Origin of the sequence: Paenibacillus sp. LHD-38, from assembly GCF_031157315.1 — a bacterium.
GTDB lineage: Bacteria > Bacillota > Bacilli > Paenibacillales > Paenibacillaceae > Pristimantibacillus.
The window spans coordinates 69,124-89,086 of the sequence record NZ_JAVIFU010000012.1; the positions used below are offsets into that span (position 1 = coordinate 69,124).

The 19,963-nt window shown below is 48.5% G+C and carries 19 protein-coding genes; 18 read left to right on the forward strand and 1 reads right to left on the reverse strand.

Features of this window, described 5'->3' with window-relative positions:
• Positions 1-53: 53 nt before the first annotated feature.
• Positions 54-671 carry a DedA family protein gene (locus RCO25_RS12400; RefSeq protein WP_308996462.1) on the reverse strand — a complete coding sequence of 206 codons (618 nt, stop codon included), beginning with the start codon at positions 669-671 and terminating at the stop codon, positions 54-56.
• Between the two features lie 551 nt (positions 672-1,222).
• Between RCO25_RS12400 and RCO25_RS12405 the strand changes: the two genes are divergently transcribed.
• From RCO25_RS12405 to RCO25_RS12490, 18 genes are all read left to right on the forward strand, one after another.
• A complete protein-coding gene (locus RCO25_RS12405) occupies positions 1,223-2,629 on the forward strand; it encodes an MDR family MFS transporter (RefSeq protein WP_308996463.1) in 1,407 nt (468 codons plus the stop codon).
• 17 nt (positions 2,630-2,646) lie between these two features.
• A complete protein-coding gene (locus RCO25_RS12410; protein WP_308996464.1) occupies positions 2,647-3,594 on the forward strand; it encodes a serine hydrolase domain-containing protein in 948 nt (315 codons plus the stop codon).
• A gap of 328 nt (positions 3,595-3,922) precedes the next feature.
• On the forward strand, positions 3,923-5,248 hold the full coding sequence (locus RCO25_RS12415; protein WP_308996465.1) for a 5'-deoxyadenosine deaminase: 1,326 nt from the start codon (positions 3,923-3,925) through the stop codon (positions 5,246-5,248).
• 67 nt (positions 5,249-5,315) lie between these two features.
• A complete protein-coding gene (locus tag RCO25_RS12420; RefSeq protein ID WP_308996466.1) occupies positions 5,316-6,419 on the forward strand; it encodes an XdhC family protein in 1,104 nt (367 codons plus the stop codon).
• Positions 6,331-6,960 (forward strand): nucleotidyltransferase family protein, encoded by a 630-nt coding sequence (locus tag RCO25_RS12425; protein WP_308996467.1) that lies wholly within the window; start codon positions 6,331-6,333, stop codon positions 6,958-6,960. Before RCO25_RS12420 ends, RCO25_RS12425 begins: the two co-directional genes overlap by 89 nt.
• A 293-nt stretch (positions 6,961-7,253) precedes the next feature.
• Entirely contained in the window at positions 7,254-8,411 is a 1,158-nt protein-coding gene (locus RCO25_RS12430) for a BMP family ABC transporter substrate-binding protein (RefSeq protein WP_308996468.1), read from the forward strand.
• Between the two features lie 168 nt (positions 8,412-8,579).
• A complete protein-coding gene (locus tag RCO25_RS12435) occupies positions 8,580-10,115 on the forward strand; it encodes an ABC transporter ATP-binding protein (protein WP_308996469.1) in 1,536 nt (511 codons plus the stop codon).
• A 95-nt stretch (positions 10,116-10,210) separates the two neighbouring features.
• Positions 10,211-11,242 carry an ABC transporter permease gene (locus tag RCO25_RS12440; RefSeq protein WP_308996548.1) on the forward strand — a complete coding sequence of 344 codons (1,032 nt, stop codon included), beginning with the start codon at positions 10,211-10,213 and terminating at the stop codon, positions 11,240-11,242.
• Positions 11,243-11,259: 17 nt separating this feature from the next.
• Positions 11,260-12,189, forward strand: a complete 930-nt coding sequence (locus tag RCO25_RS12445; protein ID WP_308996470.1) for an ABC transporter permease — start codon at positions 11,260-11,262, stop codon at positions 12,187-12,189.
• A gap of 19 nt (positions 12,190-12,208) precedes the next feature.
• Positions 12,209-13,147: an FAD binding domain-containing protein gene (locus tag RCO25_RS12450; RefSeq protein ID WP_308996471.1), complete on the forward strand. Its 939-nt coding sequence runs from the start codon at positions 12,209-12,211 to the stop codon at positions 13,145-13,147.
• Between the two features lie 20 nt (positions 13,148-13,167).
• Entirely contained in the window at positions 13,168-15,444 is a 2,277-nt protein-coding gene (pucD, locus tag RCO25_RS12455) for a xanthine dehydrogenase subunit D (RefSeq protein WP_308996472.1), read from the forward strand.
• 6 nt (positions 15,445-15,450) lie between these two features.
• A complete protein-coding gene (locus RCO25_RS12460; protein ID WP_308996473.1) occupies positions 15,451-15,951 on the forward strand; it encodes a (2Fe-2S)-binding protein in 501 nt (166 codons plus the stop codon).
• The gene (locus RCO25_RS12465; protein WP_308996474.1) at positions 15,948-16,433 is read left to right on the forward strand and encodes a nucleoside deaminase; all 486 of its coding nucleotides are present in this window, start codon (positions 15,948-15,950) and stop codon (positions 16,431-16,433) included. Before RCO25_RS12460 ends, RCO25_RS12465 begins: the two co-directional genes overlap by 4 nt.
• On the forward strand, positions 16,430-16,930 hold the full coding sequence (uraD, locus tag RCO25_RS12470) for a 2-oxo-4-hydroxy-4-carboxy-5-ureidoimidazoline decarboxylase (protein WP_308996475.1): 501 nt from the start codon (positions 16,430-16,432) through the stop codon (positions 16,928-16,930). Before RCO25_RS12465 ends, uraD begins: the two co-directional genes overlap by 4 nt.
• 16 nt (positions 16,931-16,946) lie before the next feature.
• Positions 16,947-17,906, forward strand: a complete 960-nt coding sequence (gene pucL, locus RCO25_RS12475) for a factor-independent urate hydroxylase (RefSeq protein WP_308996476.1) — start codon at positions 16,947-16,949, stop codon at positions 17,904-17,906.
• Positions 17,903-18,277: a hydroxyisourate hydrolase gene (gene uraH, locus RCO25_RS12480; protein WP_308996477.1), complete on the forward strand. Its 375-nt coding sequence runs from the start codon at positions 17,903-17,905 to the stop codon at positions 18,275-18,277. Before pucL ends, uraH begins: the two co-directional genes overlap by 4 nt.
• 66 nt (positions 18,278-18,343) lie before the next feature.
• Positions 18,344-19,405 (forward strand): adenosine deaminase, encoded by a 1,062-nt coding sequence (gene add / locus RCO25_RS12485; RefSeq protein ID WP_308996478.1) that lies wholly within the window; start codon positions 18,344-18,346, stop codon positions 19,403-19,405.
• A 324-nt stretch (positions 19,406-19,729) separates the two neighbouring features.
• Positions 19,730-19,951, forward strand: a complete 222-nt coding sequence (locus RCO25_RS12490; protein ID WP_374992104.1) for an ADP-ribosylglycohydrolase family protein — start codon at positions 19,730-19,732, stop codon at positions 19,949-19,951.
• The last annotated feature ends 12 nt before the right edge of the window (positions 19,952-19,963 follow it).

Below are 19,963 nucleotides of genomic sequence, written 5' to 3' on the forward strand. Positions count from 1 at the left end.
ACATACAAAAGAACCATCGCCCGTTAGCGATGGTTCTTTTGTTGGAAAATATTCTACATCGGCCGCTCAACCTGATTCTTTTGCTGCCTGCTTTTCACAAATCGATAAACAACAAAGCTTAAACCGGCAGCGGCCAGCGCATAAACGATCCAAATGCCGTATTTGTAAATATGATCTGAGAGAGCTTGCACCTGATCCCCTACGAATGAACCGATAATAAAGTAGATCAGGGTCCAGACAAACGCGGAAGGATAGGCAAAGAGTGCAAATCGTTTGTAATTCATCCGATTCATCCCCATCACATAGGGGGTTACATGCCTTAGAAAGGGAAGGCAAAGGCTGAGACTAATGGCATAGCCACCATAACGTTCGCTAAGCTGTTCGGATTTGGTTACAAACTTGCTTATGTTTTTTTTGCTGCTAAACCAGTTGGATAATTTGCTGCCAGCAAATCTTCCGATGCTGTATCCGAATGTCATTGCAGAACAGATGCCGAGGCAAGTCATGATAAATGCAGGTATTGGCAATAAAACGCCCGATTCCGCTAATGCGCCGCCGGTCATCACGACTGCTTCGTTGGGTATAGGTAAGCCGATTAACCCGAGACATAAGACGAGAAATAAGGCAAAATATCCGATTTCTTCAATTATATTTAATAATAGATCATACATTACGCAACATCCTAACCTTCCAAAAAATAGAATTCATAATAATTCACTTCAAATATGTTAACATATCCGCATCCGAAAGGATACCATTCATACGTACATCGTGACGAAAGGATTCAAATTTAACCATTTCGTAACTAATTACATAAACGGAGCAGATACAATAGGGAATAGGTTTATGTGTATGAAGGGGCGGCTATTCTCATGTTTGATTTCGGGCAAAAGGTGTTGGCGTTAAGGCGATATGAATCGCTAAGTTATACATTATGCGTGACGCTGTTAATAGATGAACAAGCAGCAAGCAAAGCGGCGGAGCATGTTCTATGCCAACTGTTCACTGATCGGGATTTTTGGAAATTGTCAGAGATCGAACGGCAGCCTTATCTCTTGCGGCTTTGTACCAGGGTCTGCTTACAATGGAAGATGGATGCTGTTCCAAGAACATCTTAATCGGAATAAAAAGTTGATATTTCGAGCTTACAGCGATCATAATAGAATAGGTCATCTTCGGTTTTAATCTGGCTCCTATTTGCAAGTTACTGTAAGGAGGAACAATGAACGCGAATCAAACTCGGAAGAAAGTAACGATCGCCTTATTCGTTGCCACATTTCTGGCTGCCATCGAGGGTACGATCGTCAGTACGGCAATGCCCAGCATCACGGGTGAGCTTCAAGGCATTCAGCAATACAGCTGGATTATTTCGATTTACTTGCTGGCAACGGTCATAACAACGCCAGTGTACGGTAAGCTGTCCGATTTGTATGGACGTAAAACAATGTTTATCATTGGAGCGTTAATTTTTCTTGCCGGCTCGATGCTATCGGGTGTGGCACAAACGATGAACCAGTTAATATGGTTTCGGGCACTTCAAGGCTTAGGCGCAGGGGCGCTAACGACTATACCCTATACGATTATCGGGGATTTGTATTCCTTTGAGCAGCGAGCTAAAGTGCAGGGCTGGATGTCAAGCATTTGGGGAATAGCAGGTATCTCCGGTCCTCTGTTTGGCGGATTATTAGTGGACTATATATCCTGGCGGGCTATATTTTATATGAACCTTCCGTTTGGTATCGTGGCTATTTATTTATTATCTACTTCACTTCGGGAAGCATTGGAGAAGAAAAAAAGACATATCGATTTTCCGGGTATTATCACCTTTACGATCGCGATGTTCTGCTTCTTATATGCTATGACGCTTATTCGTAACGAGGAAGGAAGCGGTACAAGCGCTCTCGGATTGATTGTCTTGCTACTTGCCATTTCCATTGTTTTTTTCATCCTCTTTGCCCGAATCGAAAAACGGTCGCCTGAGCCGATTATTCCATTTCAGCTTTTCCGGAATAGAATCATCAGAATGGCCAATATTGACAGTTTTTTATTATGTGTCATAAATGTCGTCGTTATTTTTTATCTGCCGCTATGGATTCAAGGGGTATATGGCAAGCCGGCTACTTATTCGGGTCTCGCCATGATTCCGCTTTCGATTGCCTGGCCGTTAGGCTCGATATTAGCAGGAAATTGGATATCCAAAAAAGGTCTGCGCTACATCTCTGTTGCAGGGGCATGTTTCCTGCTAGCAAGCAGCATTGGATTTTCTTTCATGACAGCTGATACCCCGAATGTTTTATTTATCGCGTATACGTTTATGGCAGGTCTGTCCTTTGGATTGTCGCTGACCTCATTAACCGTTGCCGTTTCTTCAGCTGTTGAATGGGAGCTGCGCGGTTCGGCTGTTGCAAGCAATAATTTCATCCGTACACTGGGTCAAACGATTGGAATAACGATATTTGGCTTGCTGTTGCAAACAGGAAGTGCAGATCGGATTGAACCAACCGTTCTTGCTGGAAGTCTACATACGATTTTCTTCTGGGTTGCCGTTTTATCGGTATTTGTCGTCATTGTTTCTCTAAGGATGCCAAAGCTTAAACAAGCCGTACAGCAGCAAAGAAACGCTTCTTAGAAAGGTCGATATTGCCTATGAAATCCATTGATCTGGACTCTTACTGCAAACAGTTTACCGATAAAAAAATCAAATCGGTCATTGTGTTAAAAGGAACAGAGCTGCTTGGGGAATGGTTTGATAGCGGAAAGGATTCAATCGGTCCGCTTTATTCCTGTACGAAGAGCATTTTATCCGCTTTGATTGGTATCGCAATCGATAAACAACTGATTTCAAGCGTTGATCAACCGATTACCGATTTTCTGGAGCATCCACCGGAGATCAGCGATTCGCTCGGAAAGATCACAATCGAGCATCTGCTGACCATGACGCCGGGCTTTGATTGGCCGGACTTTGACAAGCCCTATAAGGCTTTTAAAGCAGCGGAAGATCCTGTTCAATTTGTGTTTAAGCAGCCGCTTATCTCTGATCCAGGAATGGCTTTCGCTTATAACTCAGGCGGGTCGCATTTATTATCGGTCATACTCACGAGAGCAACAGGGAGGTCGGCGCTTTCTTTTGCAAAGGATTATTTGTTTGGTCCCCTTGGTTTTCAGGCGGCTCGCTGGATGGAACGGGCAGGAGTGAACGAAGGCGGCACCGGCCTTTATCTGTACGGAAAAGATCTCGCTAAGGTCGGGAGCCTATTTGTTCAAAATGGCTGCTGCGAAGATCGTCAGCTTCTTTCGACTGGGTGGGTAGAGGAATCAACAAGGCTGCATCATCGCGGGTTACTGCAATATGAGCCGCCGATTTATGGCGGTTACGGCTACCATTGGTGGCATTCACCCGAGAGCCACAACGGGCAGTGCGATTGTTTTTTTGCTTTTGGCCATGGCGGTCAATATTTGCTTGCAGCTCCCCAGCATGAGCTTGTCATTGTCGTTCGAAAACAAATAACGAAACGAAACGATGCCATTTGGTCGAGGCGTCTTATCTTCGAGCATATTATTCCTGCATGTCTGGGAAAAACAGCCAGCGAATGACTGAGATTCGCTGGCTGTTTTTATGTTGATAGCGAAAAAACGTTATATATGTCAGGTATATGCGAGAAGAAAACCTGAAGTTTATAAATATTTTGTATACTGTCTTGCCTAACCATCGATTCTGCATTATGATGTTAGATAATCTTACATATCGCAAGTGTTCTTCCGTTTTACCTTGCTGTTTGGAATTGATGGGGAATCCGTAATCTAAATAGACAGAATATTATGATTATTTGTTTTTTGATTACAACATGGAAATATAGCGTGCATAACGACTGTGTTGAATATGTTATTCAGAAGCAGCTATATAGGCTTGAGGAGGGTTAACATGACAACCATACTAATTCAGAACGCCGTCGTGATGACAATGAATGAACAGGAGCATATTTTCACTGGCGATGTATTAATAGAAGGAAACCGGATAGTCCAAATGGGAGAAAGGCTGGAAGTGAGCTCAGCGGATCGCATATTGGATGCTGGGGGTAAAGTGCTGCTTCCCGGATTCGTTCAAACGCATATTCATCTTTGTCAAACGCTATTCCGCGGCAGAGCGGATGATCTTTCGTTGATTGAATGGCTTAAAGAGAAGATTTGGCCGCTTGAAGCTGCTCACAGCGAGGATTCCGTTTATTACTCCGCCATGCTGGGAATCGGGGAGTTGATTCGAAGCGGTACGACGACCATTTTGGACATGGAAACCGTGCATCACACGGAATCGGCTTTCCAAGCCATTAAAGAAAGCGGGATTCGGGCACTTTCAGGCAAGGTCATGATGGATCACGGTTCGGAGGTTCCGCTTCCCTTGCAGGAGAATACGCAAAAATCGCTTCAAGACAGTGTGGATTTGTTGGAGAAATGGCATGGCGCGGAGAATGGAAGAATTCACTATGCCTTTTGTCCAAGGTTCGTTGTTTCCTGCACGGAAGAGCTGCTGATTGGCGTTCGTGATCTCTCTGCGAAGTACGGTGTTATGGTGCATACGCATGCATCGGAAAATGTAGGCGAAATCGCAATGGTAGAAGCAGAGCGCGGCATGCGGAATGTAGTTTATTTGGATCATATCGGGTTGGCTAAACCTAATTTGATACTGGCGCATAGTATATGGCTGGATGAAGAGGAGAAAAGAATCATCCGGGAGAGAGGCGTTAAGGTGACCCACTGCCCGGGTTCTAATATGAAGCTTGCTTCAGGCGTAGCAGAGATCCCGCTCCTGCTGGAACAAGGCATTGATGTCGGAATCGGTGCGGATGGCGCGCCATGCAATAATAATTTAGATATGTTCCAGGAGATGCGTCTAACCGCTTATATGCAAAAGGTAAAACATGGACCTACGATTATGAACGCTAAAACGGTGCTTCGGATGGCGACGATGGGAGGGGCCAAGGTACTTGGGTTAGAGAAGGAAATTGGCAGCATCGAGCCAGGGAAGCTGGCGGATTTACAGCTTCTTGATTTAGAGGATTTTCATGTTTATCCGTCCTTTGACGCGGATTGGTATTCGAGAGTCGTTTATGCGGCGACGAGAGGCGATGTGGATACGGTATTGATCGATGGTCAAATTGTGATGGAGAACAAGCTGGTGCGAACGGTTGACAAAAAGATTGTTCTAAAAGAAGCGGATCACGCATTGCGCAGATTAATCGAACGTTTGTAGGTATAGGATTTGTTCAAAGCGTTGGATTCAACCCTTATATGGGCTGATGCCTAGGGAGGAATAACGAATGGATATGCATGAGATATTGGAATGGATAGAGGGTGGCAATGATCAAAGCGTAATTGCGACGATCCTCTGCGTTGAGGGGCATTCCTATCGCAAAACAGGTGCGTCGATGCTGTTTACGGCGAGCGGTATACAAATTGGCTCGGTTAGCCCAGGCTGCTTAGAGCATGATTTGCAAGAGAGGGCGATAAGGGTAAGGGAGTCGGGCCGATTTGAATGCATGACCTATAACTTGAATGCAGATGAGGATGTGATTTGGGGAGAGGAAATCGGCTGCGGCGGTGAGCTTCGGATATTGCTGGAGCCCGTTGAGGGCCGGCTGCGAGAGCTGCTGCTCGAAGCGAAAAGACGGAATGAAACGGGAGAGTCGGTTAGGCTTGCGCGCAGCTGGGATGAAAAAGAAATCAAGTATTCGCTTCATGCCGAATCGGAATGTCATTTCGCCATTGCCTATTTAGATAAGAAGGATGATGTCCCTAATCAGCTTTCCGTCATGATAAGCCCAAGACCAAGGCTGATTTTATTCGGTGCGGGCAAGGATGCAGAGGCGATCTATTCGCTCGTAAAACAAATCGGATTTCAAGTGGTAATGACGGATTGGCGGCCGGCTTTATGTACAAAGGAGCGTTTTCCCGAGGCGGATTTCGTTATAGGTACGCCTGAACAAATCGCGGAGCAGCTTCAGTTTCGTTCCACTGACTATTTAATCGTCTGCAGCCACAATTTGCAGCGGGATAAGGATATGATTCGGTTGGCACTGCCGATTCCGCTTGTTTATCTCGGAATATTAGGCTCGAAAAAACGGATTCGCATGCTGTTTGAGACATTTTTAATTCCATCAAATGTTAGAGCGCCGATCGGACTGTCTATTGGTGCGGACGGCCCTTATGAAATTGCGGTTAGCATTGCTGCCGAATTGATTGCTATTCGCGCAGGACGTCAAGCGGGTCAGCGGAAGGGGAGAGGGAGAGATGCTTATTTCAGCCCTTTATTTGGCAGCGGGACAGAGCAAACGCATGGGGACTCGAAAGCAGTCGCTCGAATTAGCGAAGGGCCAGCCGCTCGCAAGTCTGGGACTGCGTGCTCTATTAACCAGCCCTCTTAATAGCATAAAGGTGGTCGTGAGTACGGAGGATTCACGTGAGTGGATAGCTGCAGCAGAAGGGATAGCGGATTTCGCTATTTCTTCTGCAAGCCCTTCGTTATCGATTGTTTCATGCGCAGAATCAACCATGGGCATGTCCCATTCGATTAGACAAGGCGTTCACGCGATCATAAGCGATGAGCCGGCTACCGATGCCATATTGGTCACTTTGGCAGATCAGCCGTTTATTTGTGCTGAAATGATTGCAGAGCTGATCCGTTACTGGACTGAGAGGCCTGAGCTGGATTTTGTTGCGACAGCAATACATGACACAGAGGAGAAAGAAATCGCATTAACGCCTCCTGCTGTTTTATCAAGGTCCATGTTCGCTGCTTTGCTTGGCTTACAGGGTGATGCTGGAGCTCGTAAACTATTTCATTCGCCACAATTCAAAGGGTATTGTTTAGTGGCTGCGGATGAGCAGGCTTTATTTGACGTGGATACGCCTGCTGATTTGGAGTGGGCCAAAAAACACTTTTTAGACACTGAATTCCAGTGCTAGATCAATATAATGTGAATATATATAACATAAATGACAGTTCATTTGTGCGAATTGCACATAAACAAGCATATTCTTATGGCTTAAAAATATTAATGTTATATATATTGACATATAGTTAACGTGTAATTATATTGAAATTACGTTGTTGGTTTTTACTCCAAAACTAGCGAATTCGATTGAAGCCTTATCCGGCACAAAATCGAAAGGATTTCGCGATGAGAGATTGACAGTGTACATGGAAGACTTGTACGTTATCAGCTTTCGAAAAAAATAGAGAGTCGGGGAGGAACCGTATGAAAAAGCACAAAAAAGCATTATCCGTAAGCGTAGCCCTATTGCTAGCATTTGTATTCGTCATTAGCGGCTGTTCCGGCAGCAATGCGAACAACGCCAATGAAGGTGCAGCAAATTCTCCTACTGAATCGGCTGCCGAAGGCACTGCAACCGATGCGCCGGCCAAACTGCCGCGCGTCGCATTTGTTTATATCGGGCCTCCTGGTGACGGCGGTTGGACTTTTGAGCATGACAAAGGCAGATTGTACATGGAAGAAAAGCTGGGCATCAAAGCAGATACGGTTGAAAACGTGCCTGAGAGCGCGGATGCGGAACGTATTATTACAGAGCTGGCCCAGAACCATGACGTTATATTTACAACAAGCTTCGGCTACATGGATTATACCCTTAACGTCGCAAAGAAATTTCCAAACGTGAAGTTTCTTCATACGGCCGGCTACAAAACGAATGATAACATGGGTACCTTCTTCGGCAAAAACTTTGATGCCAGCTATTTAAGCGGTATTGCAGCCGGAAAAATGACGAAGAAAAACATCATTGGTTATGTGGGGGCATTTCCGATACCAGAGGTTATTTATAACATAAACGCCTTCACACTGGGCGTTCAAAGCGTAAACCCAGATGCGAAGGTTAGTGTCGTATGGACAAATACTTGGTATGACCCGACGACTGAGCGTCAGGCAGCCGTAAGCTTGCTGGATAAAGGCGCCGATGTTCTGCTGGCTTATCAGGATTCACCGGCAACGCTGCAAGCTGCAGCCGAGCGAGGCGCTATGGCTGGCGGCAATGACTCGGACATGACCAGATTTGCTCCGGAAGCGTACTTAACGAATCCGATATGGAATTGGGGTCCTTATTATACGAAGACCGTACAATCGGTCATCGACGGGACCTGGAAAAGCGAGCAGTATTCAGGCTCTATGGCAGACGGAATGGTAGATATCGCGCCGCTTGGACCAAGCGTGCCGGAGGACGTGAAGACGCTGGTGACCGAAACGAAAGCGAAGCTAGTAAGCGGCGAGCTTAATGTGTTTTCGGGTCCGATAAAGGACGCTTCGGGAGCCGTGAAGGTTGAGGATGGCAAGACCTTAACGCTTGATGACATTTTGATCATGGATTGGTTCGTAAGCGGAGTAGAGGGCACGATTCCGAAATAATTGCTCTTTGCATATATGGAGAAGTCAACAAATCCCTGAATTAAGGGATTTGTTGATTTATTCACAGCTTTTCGGATAGAGAGCAAGTTTATGGAGCAAGTTTGTTCCGCAAGTTGTAAGCTATTGCTTACGAAAATGGTTTGTTCCACATACCTTAGGAGGTACTGCATGCATGAAACTTATTCGGTAGAAATGCGCCAGATCGTTAAGCAGTTTGGCTCTGTCGTAGCGAATGATCTTGTCGATTTTCGCGCGAAGCCTGGACAAATTCATGCGCTGCTCGGAGAGAACGGTGCCGGCAAGAGTACGATGATGTGCATGCTGTCAGGCGTGTACAGGCCAACTAGCGGCGATATCCTTCTGCATGGTGAGCTGGCAAGGATCCGATCGCCAAAGGATTCGATGAAGCTCGGTGTCGGCATGGTTTTTCAGAACTTCCGTCTCGTACAGACGCTGACGGCTGCTGAGAATATTGTTCTGGGCGAAAAATCATCGTTTTGGCGCGGTGCGAAATGGATGAACGACAAACAGCAGGAAATTGAAGCGATTGCTAAGCATTTTGGCTTAGCGTTCCCCGTAAACCGCCCGATCTGGCAGCTCTCCGTGGGGGAGCAGCAGCGCGTAGAAATCGTAAAGACGCTTTACCGCGGCGCCAGCCTCATTATTTTGGATGAACCGACCTCTGTGCTGACGCCCGGCGAGGCCGAGCAGCTGTTTGAAACGCTTCAGCATATGAAGGCTGAGGGGAAAACGGTCATTCTAACTACGCATAAGCTGAAGGAAGTCATGGCCGCTTCGGATCATATTTCGGTGATGCGAAAAGGGAAGCTCATCCACAGCATGGAGAAATCAGCAACGAATGAGCGGGATCTTGCCAGACTGATGGTCGGCAAAGAGCTTGGTGAAAGCAGGACGTTTCTCCCTCGTGCTCCAGGAAAACGATTGCTTGATGTAAAGCAGGTTGACGTATATGCAGATCACGGCAGAAAATCGCTGGATCATTTTACACTGCATGTGAATGAAGGGGAAATTGTAGGCGTAGCGGGAGTTGCAGGTAACGGCCAGAAGGAGCTTGCCGAGATGCTTACGGGCTTAAGAACGTGGAAGCGCGGGACGATACTTTTTGACGGAAAGGATTTGAAAAACGGATCGGTTCGCGCAGCGATTGAGGCTGGCATTGCCCACGTGCCTGAGAATCGCATGAAAAGCGGACTTGCCGGCAGTCTCGGCATTGTCGACAATTTATTGTTCAAATCCTACCGGACAAAAGAACGCTCGCGCTTTGGTTTTCTGCGAATGGGAATGAATCGTTCATGGGCGGAAGGGCTGGTCGAGCAATTCGATGTAAGAACCTCTGGACTTGACGCTCCCGTACAGCAACTGTCTGGCGGGAATCAGCAAAAACTATTATTCGCAAGAGAGATTCATCAGGAGCCGCTGCTGATGGTAGCCGTTCATCCGACACAAGGGCTGGACGTTGGAGCAACGGAGGGAGTCCACCGTTTATTGGCTGAAATGCGGGACGGCGGCAAGAGCGTTTTGCTTATTTCAGAAGATTTGGATGAAGTGATTCAGCTGTCTGATCGGATTTTGGTTATCTATAACGGTCAAATTGTAGGGGAAATGTCGCGGGAACAAGCAGATCGCGAAAAAATTGGGATGTATATGGCTGGTCTCCAGGTCGATGAGGAGGTAGCTGGATGAGTGAACAAAAGCCGAACCTTAGCAAGGATGGAACGCTGTCCATAAAACCGGCTCTTGAACCTAGCAGATGGAAATGGCGATCCTATCGCATTGAAATGGACAACTCGAAAAAAGGAAGCTCGTGGTGGATTCCTAGTCTTTCGGTATTGTTAGCCTTAATCGTATGCGGAATATATATTGCAGCGAATGGAATGAACCCGTTTCCTGTATACAAGAAAATGTTTACAGGCGCCTTTGGTACCTCATACGGCTTAACGGAAACGCTTGTGAAAACCATTCCGCTGCTGCTCTGTGGTCTTGGCGTAGCGATTGCTTATCGATTATCCGTATGGAACATTGGCGCGGAAGGTCAATTTGCTGCTGGCGCGATGGCTGCGACCGCGGTTACGATTTATTTTCCGAATATGCCCGGTATCTTTATTATCCCAGCGATGATCGTATTGAGTATCGTTGCCGGCGGCATTTGGGGGTTGCTAACCGCGATTCCCCGCACGTACTTTCAAGTGAATGAATTGGTGACGTCGTTGATGCTCAATTATGTCGCGCTGCTGGCCATGGATTATTTCGTTTTTGGTCCTTGGAAGGATCCAAAGGGGATGAATTTTCCCGGTACACCGATGTTTACGGCTGCCCAATCCTTGCCTGTGCTGGGGGATACGAGATTGCATCTCGGTTTGTTGTTCGGCATTATCGCCATCGTTCTTTACGGTTTCTTCATTAAATATACGCGCTGGGGCTATGAGCTCCGGTTGATCGGCGCTAATCCCGAGGCGGCCAAAAATGCAGGTATCCGAATCAGCAGACACATTTTGCTGGTCATGCTAATCAGCGGCGGCTTGGCCGGACTTGCGGGAATGGCGGAGGTATCCGGCGTAACGCACCGACTCATGTACGGCATATCCCCAGGCTACGGCTATACAGCAATCATTGTAGCATGGCTGGCTAAATTACATCCGATCGGGCTGGTCGTTTCTTCGTTTTTATTCGGCGGATTGATCGTAGGGGGATACAGCGTGCAAACGATCGGTTTACCTTCCTCGATCTCCGAAATGCTGCAGGGGGCCATTTTGTTTTTTCTCATTGCCGGCGGCACCTTAAGCAAATTCAGGCTTCGAAAAATCCGCTGAAAAGGAGCGTCTAATTGATGGAAATCGTGTATCAAATGCTGCTGGCCGCCATATCCTCTGGTACACCGTTATTGTTCGCAACGCTTGGCGGCATTTTGATCGAAAGATCGGGCATTATTCAGCTTGGCGCCGAGGGGCTGATGCTCATGGGTGCTGTTACGGCATGCCTGACCTATCTGCAAACCGGCAGCTTGACGATAACGCTGCTTGCCGTTTGCGGAATAAGTGTTATATTGGGCGGCATTCATGCTTTTCTAAGCGTATCGCTGAGGGCGAATCAGATCGTATGCGGTCTGGCGATGACGCTATTTGGAGCAGGGCTTAGCGCCTATCTCGGTAAGCCGGTCAGCGGACTTCCCGTGCCGAGAGCTGTTCCGAAGCTGGATATGCCTTGGCTGGAAGCCGTTCCTTTTATCGGTCGAATTTTTGCACATCTCGATTTATTGACCTGGTTCAGCTTTGTGCTCGTCATCGCGCTTCATTTGTTTATTCACCGGACCTCGTGGGGATTGCATTTGCGGGCGATGGGCGACAATCCTGCTACCGCAGATGTGATGGGCATTCGTGTGCAAGCCCTTCGTTACGGCTACATCGTTGCGGGCTCCATCTTAATCGGCATAGCCGGTGCAGACCTGCTGCTCGTTTACTCTCCAACCTGGACCGAAGGGATGACGACGGGCAGAGGCTGGATTGCGGTTGCTTTAATTATTTTTGCAAGATGGAACCCGGTCCGCGCGCTCTTCTGCGCTTACTTCTTTGGCGCTTTGGATATGCTGGGTTTCCGCATTCAATTAATCGGGAGCGACATTCCATCATATTTCTTAAAAATGATTCCTTATATCGTAACGATATTAGTCCTGATGTTTCTCGGCTGGCGAAATCGCAACAAGCCTTCCGGTTCGCCCGAAGCGCTTGGCGTACCTTACGTTAGGGAGCAACGATTTTAAAGACAACGGGGGGAGAACGATGGGCATGAATGTACAGGAGACCATGGCGTCTCCTCTGGTATGGCACCCGCAAACGCCCGCGGAGGCGTGGCTTATGAAACAGACCTATGGAACGGAAGCCGTATATATTTCTGGAGGAACGCTGCTTCGCACGCACTGGGAGTCCGGGACGGCAGCTATGCCGAAGCATTTAATCGATCTAAGTGCCATTAAGGGGCTGAATGAGATTAGAGTCGGTGAGGCCGGTCTTCAAATCGGCGGCCAAATGAGTCTGCAGGCATGTCGGACGAATGATTTCCTAAAGCGCCATTTTCCAATGGTCACAGAGGCCATCCGCCTTATAGCCGCGCCGTCCATTCGCCAGTTGGCAACGATTGGGGGCAATGTCGCATCCCTCATTGGTGATTCTCTGCCTGCTCTGCTCGGATACGATGCCGAAGTGATCTGGTTTAACGGAACGGCGGAGCAGCGGATTTTACTGGCGGATTGGCTGCGCTTAGCAAATGATCCAAGCCAAAGAACCGAGCGGCTGCTCCTCGGAATTCAGCTGCCCTTCAATGAGCTGACGGAAACGGTGGGCGACGAAGCTGGTATCGATCAGGTAGTGATTTCGAAAATAAAGCGTTTTTGCGCTTACCATAAAGTAGGGCGACGTGAGGCTTTTACGCCATCTGTCGTTACGGTTGCCATCAACGGAGCTTTATCGGATTCGGGAATTGTCAATGAGATCCGCATAGCGCTTGGCGGAGGTCAAATGATTCCGCTTAGACATGAGGATCTGGAAAAGGAAATCATCGGCAAGTCCGTCGATACCCCATTGCTTCAGCATGTGTACAATCGGATTTTCCAGCTGTATGAGCCTCGAGAGGATTTGTTCGCCTCAGCTGCTTATCGCAAGCAGACAGCTGCGAATTTAATCGTAACGGAGCTGTGGAAAGCAGCCAAAAACGAAACGTAAACGGGAGGAGGAGGAGGCGTATGCTCTTAAACCGATCAAGCAGCGGAGGGCGATGGCGGATTCGCCCGGACGGCTTAGGCAAGGTGACGGGAAGCTTAGCTTATTTAACGGATATGACAAGCGAGCAAATGCTTTATGGCCTTGTGCTGCGGAGTGAACATCCTCATGCCCGTATTGTATCCATCCAAACAGATAAGGCGAAGCAGTTGCCGGGGGTTCATGCGGTGCTTACTTATTTGGACGTACCGGGATTAAATGCTTTCGGGATCGCTCATCCGGATCAGCCTGTTTTATGCGAGGATTTTGTGCGATACGTCGGAGACGCGCTTGCCACGGTTGCGGCCGAGTCGGTAGCCATCGCTCAACATGCGATTGGGCTGATCGAAGTGGAATATGAAATCCTGCAAGTGTTGGATGATCCCGAGGCGGCGCTCCAGCAGGATGCTCCCAAGCTGCATCCTCAGGGGAACGCGATGCACCGGACCGCATTCTCCAGAGGGAATCCGGACGAAGGATTTAAGTATTGTGCGCATATTGTAGAAGAAACCTACTCTACTCCTCGTCAAATGCATACCTACATGGAAACGGAAGGCGGCTTATTCGTACCAGGTGATGACGGTCGATTGACGGTATTTTCCCCGACGCAGCATGGTTTCATGGATCGCATGCAGCTGGCTCGAATTCTCTCGAAGCCGCAGGAGGACATTCGAATCGTATCCAGTCCAATCGGCGGTTCTTTCGGCGGGAAGGATGAGCTGAACGTACAGCCCTATGGGGCATTGTTGGCCGTAATAACCGGAAAGCTGATCAAGATGCATAATTCGCGTCAAGAATCGGTTCGTGCAGGCTTAAAACGGCATCCCATGAGGATTGCGATGAAGACTGGCGTTGATGCGAAGGGCAAATTAGTGGCACATCAAGTCCGAATCCTTTCGGATACCGGACCGTATTCAACGCTTGGCGCAGAGGTGCTGAATTTTGCGACCGAGCATGTCATTGGTCCTTATAAATACGTGCACTTGGAAGTAAATGGCGTATCGGTATTTACGAACAATGGAATGTCCGGGGAATTCAGAGGATTTGGCGGCAATCAAGCGATATTCGCTTTGGAAGGTCAAATGGACCGGCTAGCAGAACGGCTGGGAATGGAGCCTTGGGCATTCCGCAAGCTGAACATGCGCCAAGTGGAGGATCCCGGCCCATTCGATCAGCCGATAGCGATGACTGAAGGTGCCGAGCAGGTATGGCGTGCAATCGAAAAGAGTTCGTTGTGGCAGGAGAGGAATGCTTTGAATGAGCCGAAAGCTCTTCATTCAGAGCCGTGGATAAAAACGGGCATTGGCGCTGCGTTTACAATGCATGGCGCGGGACTTGGCGTTGGCATTCCCGATCCGGCAGGCGGACGACTCGAGCTTGCGCCTGACGGGAAAATCGAAGCGGTCTTTGGCTACGAAGAGTTCGGTCAAGGCCTCATCGCAACGCTGGAGCAAATGCTCATTGAGCAGTATGGGCTCGGAGCAGGCGATATCCGAATCATAATCGGCGATACCGATATTGTGCCTGACAGCGGATCAACAACGGCTTCCCGCGCAACCGCGATGATGTGGAAATCGCTGCAAAGGCTGAAGAAGCCTTTCACTGAACAGCTGCTCACGCGGGCCGGAGTCATGCTGAACCGTTCCACAGATGAGCTTCGCCTGAGTGACGGCGGAATTAGAGGCGTATCGGAAGATGAGCTGCTCCTAACCTTTGAAGAACTCGCAAAATCGGGAAATCCCCCTATCCGATGTGAAACATCCTTTTCGTTCCCGACATCTCCTACGGATCGTGTTGGCGCCCATTTTATGTATACGTATTCGGCCGTTGCGGTCAAGGTCGAGCTCAACACGTTAACGGGACGCGTGAAGGTATTGCAGCAATATCATGCGGTTGCGGCGGGACCGGTTGTGAATCCTCAGGGCTATCTCGGGCAAATCGAAGGCGGCAGCAGCATGGCGCTTGGCTTTACTTTAATGGAAGATGCCGTGATGGAAAAGGGTCATTATATCACGCGTAACCTGGATACGTATTTGGTTCCGACGATTGTTGATCAGCAGGGACGGGTAGAGGTCGAGCCGATTGAGCATTTGCCGGAAAATGATGATTATGGCCCGCGCGGCATTGGCGAGGTCGGGTCCGTAACCTTAGCACCGGCCATAGCCGCGGCAGTGCGGCAAGCAAGCGGCAAATGGGTAACGAAATTGCCGATAGAGCCGAGCTTTTTGCAGGAGGAACCATTTTTTCTGAGGAAAGGGTGAACGGTCATGAGCGATCAAACAGAAAAAGTTCAAAAGCCGTTTGCGCTCCATTGCAACATCAACGGAAACGATAAAACCATGGAGACGGCGGCATCCACAAGGCTGCTGACCCTGATACGAGATGAGCTTGCGCTGACCGGCACGAAGCGTTCCTGTGAAATCGGCCGCTGCGGCGCATGCATGGTGCTGATCGATGGGAAAGCCGTTAATTCTTGCTTAACGATGGCTTATCAGTGCTCAGGAAAAAGCATTACGACGATCGAAGGGGTTGCGGAAGGCGGGATTGATCCGATCCAACAGGCATTTCTGGAGGAGGGCGGCTTCCAATGTGGATATTGCACACCGGGCATGATCATATCGGTTAAATCGCTGCTTGATAGCAATCCGGATCCCTCGGAGGATGAAATCGCTGAAGCCTTATCAGGAAATATTTGCCGTTGTACCGGCTATGGCGGGATATGGCGGGCAGTTAAACGAGCGATGGAAGGGAGGCGTCTAGCGACATGACAAATAAAAATTCGCATTTATTTTATTTATTGGAGAGCATTGAAGTGTCGCGGCAGGCCAGAGAAGCCGGTAATACGCCTTTTGGCGCTATTCTGGTAAACGCAGAAGGCGAAATCGTGCTAAAGCAAGGAAATGTGGAAATTACGGAGTCCAACTGTACCGGCCATGCGGAAAGAACGCTTATGGAACAAGCATCGAAACGGTACAGCAGAGACGAGCTTTGGCACTATACGCTTTACACGACGGCAGAGCCCTGCGCCATGTGTGCCGGCTCCATTTATTGGGGAAATGTCGGCATGGTGGTTTACGGCATTTCGGAGAAACGATTGGCGCAGTTAACCGGCGACGATGAACAGAATCCGACTCTGGATTTACCTTGCCGCATCGTGTTTGCGCAGGGGCGAAAAGCCATTCAAGTGATCGGCCCGTTTCCAGAGGTTGAGGAAGCAGCGGTAGCTGTGCATGAGGGGTACTGGACATGAAGATAACGATGGAAAAAATAAATGAGAGCAATCGCGAGCAATTCGTTGAGCTGCTTGGCGCCATTTTTGAGCATTCGCCGTGGGTAGCGGCCTCTGCTTATCACGCTAGGCCGTTCGCATCCGTAGACGTTCTGCATACCGCTATGATAAATGTCGTGCGTGAATCCAGGGCAGAAACGATCATTGATTTGTTTCGCGCGCATCCTGACCTCGGAACGCGGCTCGCAGTGGCGGAGTACTCCGCTTTGGAGCAGCAAGGCGCGGGCCTTGACCAGTTATCCGCAGAGGAATATGAGCATTTTTACGGATTAAATCAGACGTACGTAAAAACATTCGGATTTCCTTTCATTCTAGCGGTGAAAGGGAAGAACAAGGCACAAATTCTTGAAGCGATGGTAGCGAGAGTTTGGAATTCATCAGCTGAAGAAATGGAGCAAGCCTTGCGTGAAATTGAGAAAATATCCGGGTTTCGATTACGAGATCTCATCATAGAGTAGGAAGGGACGGAGTAATATGCTAAAATTACGCAGCGGTCGCACGCTTTACTATGGAAAAGGGGATGTGCTGAGCTATCGGACTTACGCCGCTCCGCTCAATGTTCAAGCCATACCCGAGTCGCCGTTTACGGGTGACAGCAATATTATTTTTGCCCATAACATTACTTTCTCCGTCAGCAGTGAGGTGCTGCTTACCTCCTTCACGGAAGGCGACAATACACAGGTTGTGGCTACGGACTCGATGAAAAACTTTATTTTGCGTCAAACTGCAAGCTTTGAAGGAAGCACGACAGAAGGACTTATCGCTTTCATCAGTGAACGGTTTCTAGAGCGATATCCGCATATTGATGCCATTGAGATTAAAGCTGACCGTCTCCCTTTCAGTTCGGTTACCATAGCCGAAGGAAGCGGGTGGAGCGACAGCCAGCTCGTATTTCGCCGTTCGCATAACGAGCATGCCAGCGCTTCTCAAAAATGGATTCGCACCGCAGATGAGATTAAGCTCGTTGAACAAGAAAGCGCATTGGCGCATATTCAGCTCATTAAGGTAAGCGGCAGTTCGTTTTATGGCTTCGTACGCGATGAATACACCACTTTGCCCGAGAGCTTTGACCGCCCTTTATTTATTTTCCTGGATATCTTTTGGACATATGCGGAGGCAGAGGATGCTGCCGACACCACGCGCAGCCGATATGTTCCTTCCGAGCAAATCCATGATCTCGCCCATACGCAATTCCATTCCAAAAATTCGCCTTCTATTCAATATTTAATCTATCAGATCGGAAGAAGTATTCTAAAGACCTTTCCGCAGTTGGCTGAGGTTCGTTTCGAATCGAACAATCGAACATGGGAGACAATCGTCGAGCCGGAAAACGCTGCAGCTGCGGGTGTATATACGGAACCTCGTCCGCCTTATGGCTTCCAAGGCTTTACCCTTACGCAGGCTGATCTCGAGGAAGGGGGCGATCCGGCATGAGAGGCCGGATAACGACACATGTTCTTGATCTGGCAGGCGGCAAGCCTGTTATAGGCATTTCGATAGAGCTGTGGTATCTGGGTGAAATTACAGGTGCGGAGCAGGCTCCGCGACTTATGGGTGCTTATAAAACGAATAATGACGGAAGAATGGATCAGCCTCTTCTGGAAGGGGATGAGGTGCAGCCGGGGGTCTACGAGCTGATATTTGCAGCAGGCGAATATTTTGGCCGTATGGAGCATCTATCCGCTTTATCCGACAGTTTATTTGATTTCATACCGATTCGATTCCGTATTCGAGATGCAAGCGAGCACTATCATGTGCCGTTATTAGTAGCTCCCGGAGGGTATAGTACGTATCGCGGGAGTTAGATATCGCTAGGGGATGTATACGAGCAGTAATGAATGTGTATGAATATACCGAAAGGGGATTTGACGATGACGTTAAAAAATGAACAATCGGCAGCTGTAAGGACGTTATTGTCGCAGCTGCCAAAGGTCGATTTGCATGTGCATCTAGACGGGAGCGTAATGCCAGATACGTTAAAGGAGCTTGCTATCGAGCAAGGAAATCCAATATCAGTCAGCTCGCACGCTGATCTGCTGAGTCATATGCAGGTGGGCGAGCATTGTGAGAGCTTGAAGGAATATTTGAGTAAGTTCAGCTTTGTTTTGCCTTATTTACAAACGGGTGCCGCACTGGAGAGAGTTGCATTCGAGGTGGTTGAGCAGGCTGCGAAGCAGCGCGTTCATTATATCGAGGTGCGCTTCGCTCCCCAGCTGCATTGCGTGCAAGGATTAACCCTTCATGAGGTAATCGATCACGTCGTTAAAGGCTTGCAGCGTGGAGAACAAGCCTTTGGAACGATAGCGAGAGCGATCATTATATGCATGAGAAATCATTCCTATGAATTGAATAAGGACGTTGTTCTAGAGGCAGCGCGATTTTATAAAAAAGGGGTCGTAGCCGTTGATTTGGCTGGGGACGAGGCATCATTTCCGGCAAGGCTGTTCCAGCAGCTGTTTGCGGATGCCCGGCAGCTCGGTTTGCCGGTGACGATCCATGCGGGCGAAGCGGCCGGCGCGGAAAATGTTAAGGTCGCCATTACAAGCTTAGGCGCAGTGAGAATCGGGCATGGCGTGCGGATGCTGGAAGACCCCGAGGTCGTTTCTCTTGTCAAAGAGCGCCAAATCCCGCTTGAGATGTGTCCGCTTAGCAATTTACAGACGAAGGCTGTTCCCGGCTGGGATGCCTATCCGCTGCGCCGATACTTGGAGGATGGAATCGTCGTCACGGTAAACACGGATAATATGACCGTCTCAGATACAACGATTCAGAAGGAATACGAGCTGCTGATCAAGCATCTTGGTCTTTCTGTGAACGATGTGGCAAGGTTGATCATGAACGGGGCAGCTGCAGCTTTCTTAGAAGAAAACGAGAAGGCTTTGATGATCAGTAGGTACGAGCGAGAATTAAAGGCCTTGGGCTTGCTTGTATAAAAGCGGGATTGATTGAAATGAAGCGGCTTCGCGTCCGATATTGGACGTGAAGCCTTTTTAATATATAAGAACTTATAAGTTTTCACATTAGAAATGTGCTTATATATCTCCGCGAAACGATAGCTTTTGCCACTGAGGACAGCGACAGCCGTTTACGCTTGTTTACAGATAAGAATTTTAGCCAAACGATTGCTTTTGCTGCAGATGTCGGCGTCGGTCGTTTACGCTTGGCCAGGATTAGGATGGTTTCGCAATCAAAGCAATCTTGCTATACTGAAGGGAATTATTATGCTTTGACTCCAAAAAAACGGAGATGATGCAGTCATGACAAAAGTACGCGATGGCATTCTGGGATTATGCGTCGGCGATGCGCTTGGTGTTCCCGTAGAATTCCTCTCACGTCAAGCTTTGCAGAAAAAACCTTTAACGGATATGGTTGGCTTCGGCACACATTCGCAGCCGGCAGGAACTTGGTCAGATGACAGCTCACTAGTCTTTTGCCTAATGGAAAGCGCCACTGCATTTCGCTTTGTGCGAACGATTTGAAGAATCGATAGG

Bases quoted from the DNA above. Each gene is read 5' to 3' on its own strand.
- uraH (WP_308996477.1), top strand. From the start codon at position 17,903: ATGAGAGGCCGGATAACGACACATGTTCTTGATCTGGCAGGCGGCAAG.
- RCO25_RS12405 (WP_308996463.1), top strand. From the start codon at position 1,223: ATGAACGCGAATCAAACTCGGAAGAAAGTAACGATCGCCTTATTCGTT.
- RCO25_RS12450 (WP_308996471.1), top strand. From the start codon at position 12,209: ATGGGCATGAATGTACAGGAGACCATGGCGTCTCCTCTGGTATGGCAC.
- pucD (WP_308996472.1), top strand. From the start codon at position 13,168: ATGCTCTTAAACCGATCAAGCAGCGGAGGGCGATGGCGGATTCGCCCG.
- RCO25_RS12465 (WP_308996474.1), top strand. From the start codon at position 15,948: ATGACAAATAAAAATTCGCATTTATTTTATTTATTGGAGAGCATTGAA.
- pucL (WP_308996476.1), top strand. From the start codon at position 16,947: ATGCTAAAATTACGCAGCGGTCGCACGCTTTACTATGGAAAAGGGGAT.
- RCO25_RS12425 (WP_308996467.1), top strand. From the start codon at position 6,331: ATGGGGACTCGAAAGCAGTCGCTCGAATTAGCGAAGGGCCAGCCGCTC.
- uraD (WP_308996475.1), top strand. From the start codon at position 16,430: ATGAAGATAACGATGGAAAAAATAAATGAGAGCAATCGCGAGCAATTC.
- RCO25_RS12410 (WP_308996464.1), top strand. From the start codon at position 2,647: ATGAAATCCATTGATCTGGACTCTTACTGCAAACAGTTTACCGATAAA.
- RCO25_RS12400 (WP_308996462.1), bottom strand. From the start codon at position 671: ATGTATGATCTATTATTAAATATAATTGAAGAAATCGGATATTTTGCC.
- RCO25_RS12430 (WP_308996468.1), top strand. From the start codon at position 7,254: ATGAAAAAGCACAAAAAAGCATTATCCGTAAGCGTAGCCCTATTGCTA.
- RCO25_RS12435 (WP_308996469.1), top strand. From the start codon at position 8,580: ATGCATGAAACTTATTCGGTAGAAATGCGCCAGATCGTTAAGCAGTTT.
- RCO25_RS12490 (WP_374992104.1), top strand. From the start codon at position 19,730: ATGACAAAAGTACGCGATGGCATTCTGGGATTATGCGTCGGCGATGCG.
- RCO25_RS12415 (WP_308996465.1), top strand. From the start codon at position 3,923: ATGACAACCATACTAATTCAGAACGCCGTCGTGATGACAATGAATGAA.
- RCO25_RS12460 (WP_308996473.1), top strand. From the start codon at position 15,451: ATGAGCGATCAAACAGAAAAAGTTCAAAAGCCGTTTGCGCTCCATTGC.
- RCO25_RS12440 (WP_308996548.1), top strand. From the start codon at position 10,211: ATGGACAACTCGAAAAAAGGAAGCTCGTGGTGGATTCCTAGTCTTTCG.
- RCO25_RS12420 (WP_308996466.1), top strand. From the start codon at position 5,316: ATGGATATGCATGAGATATTGGAATGGATAGAGGGTGGCAATGATCAA.
- RCO25_RS12445 (WP_308996470.1), top strand. From the start codon at position 11,260: ATGGAAATCGTGTATCAAATGCTGCTGGCCGCCATATCCTCTGGTACA.
- add (WP_308996478.1), top strand. From the start codon at position 18,344: ATGACGTTAAAAAATGAACAATCGGCAGCTGTAAGGACGTTATTGTCG.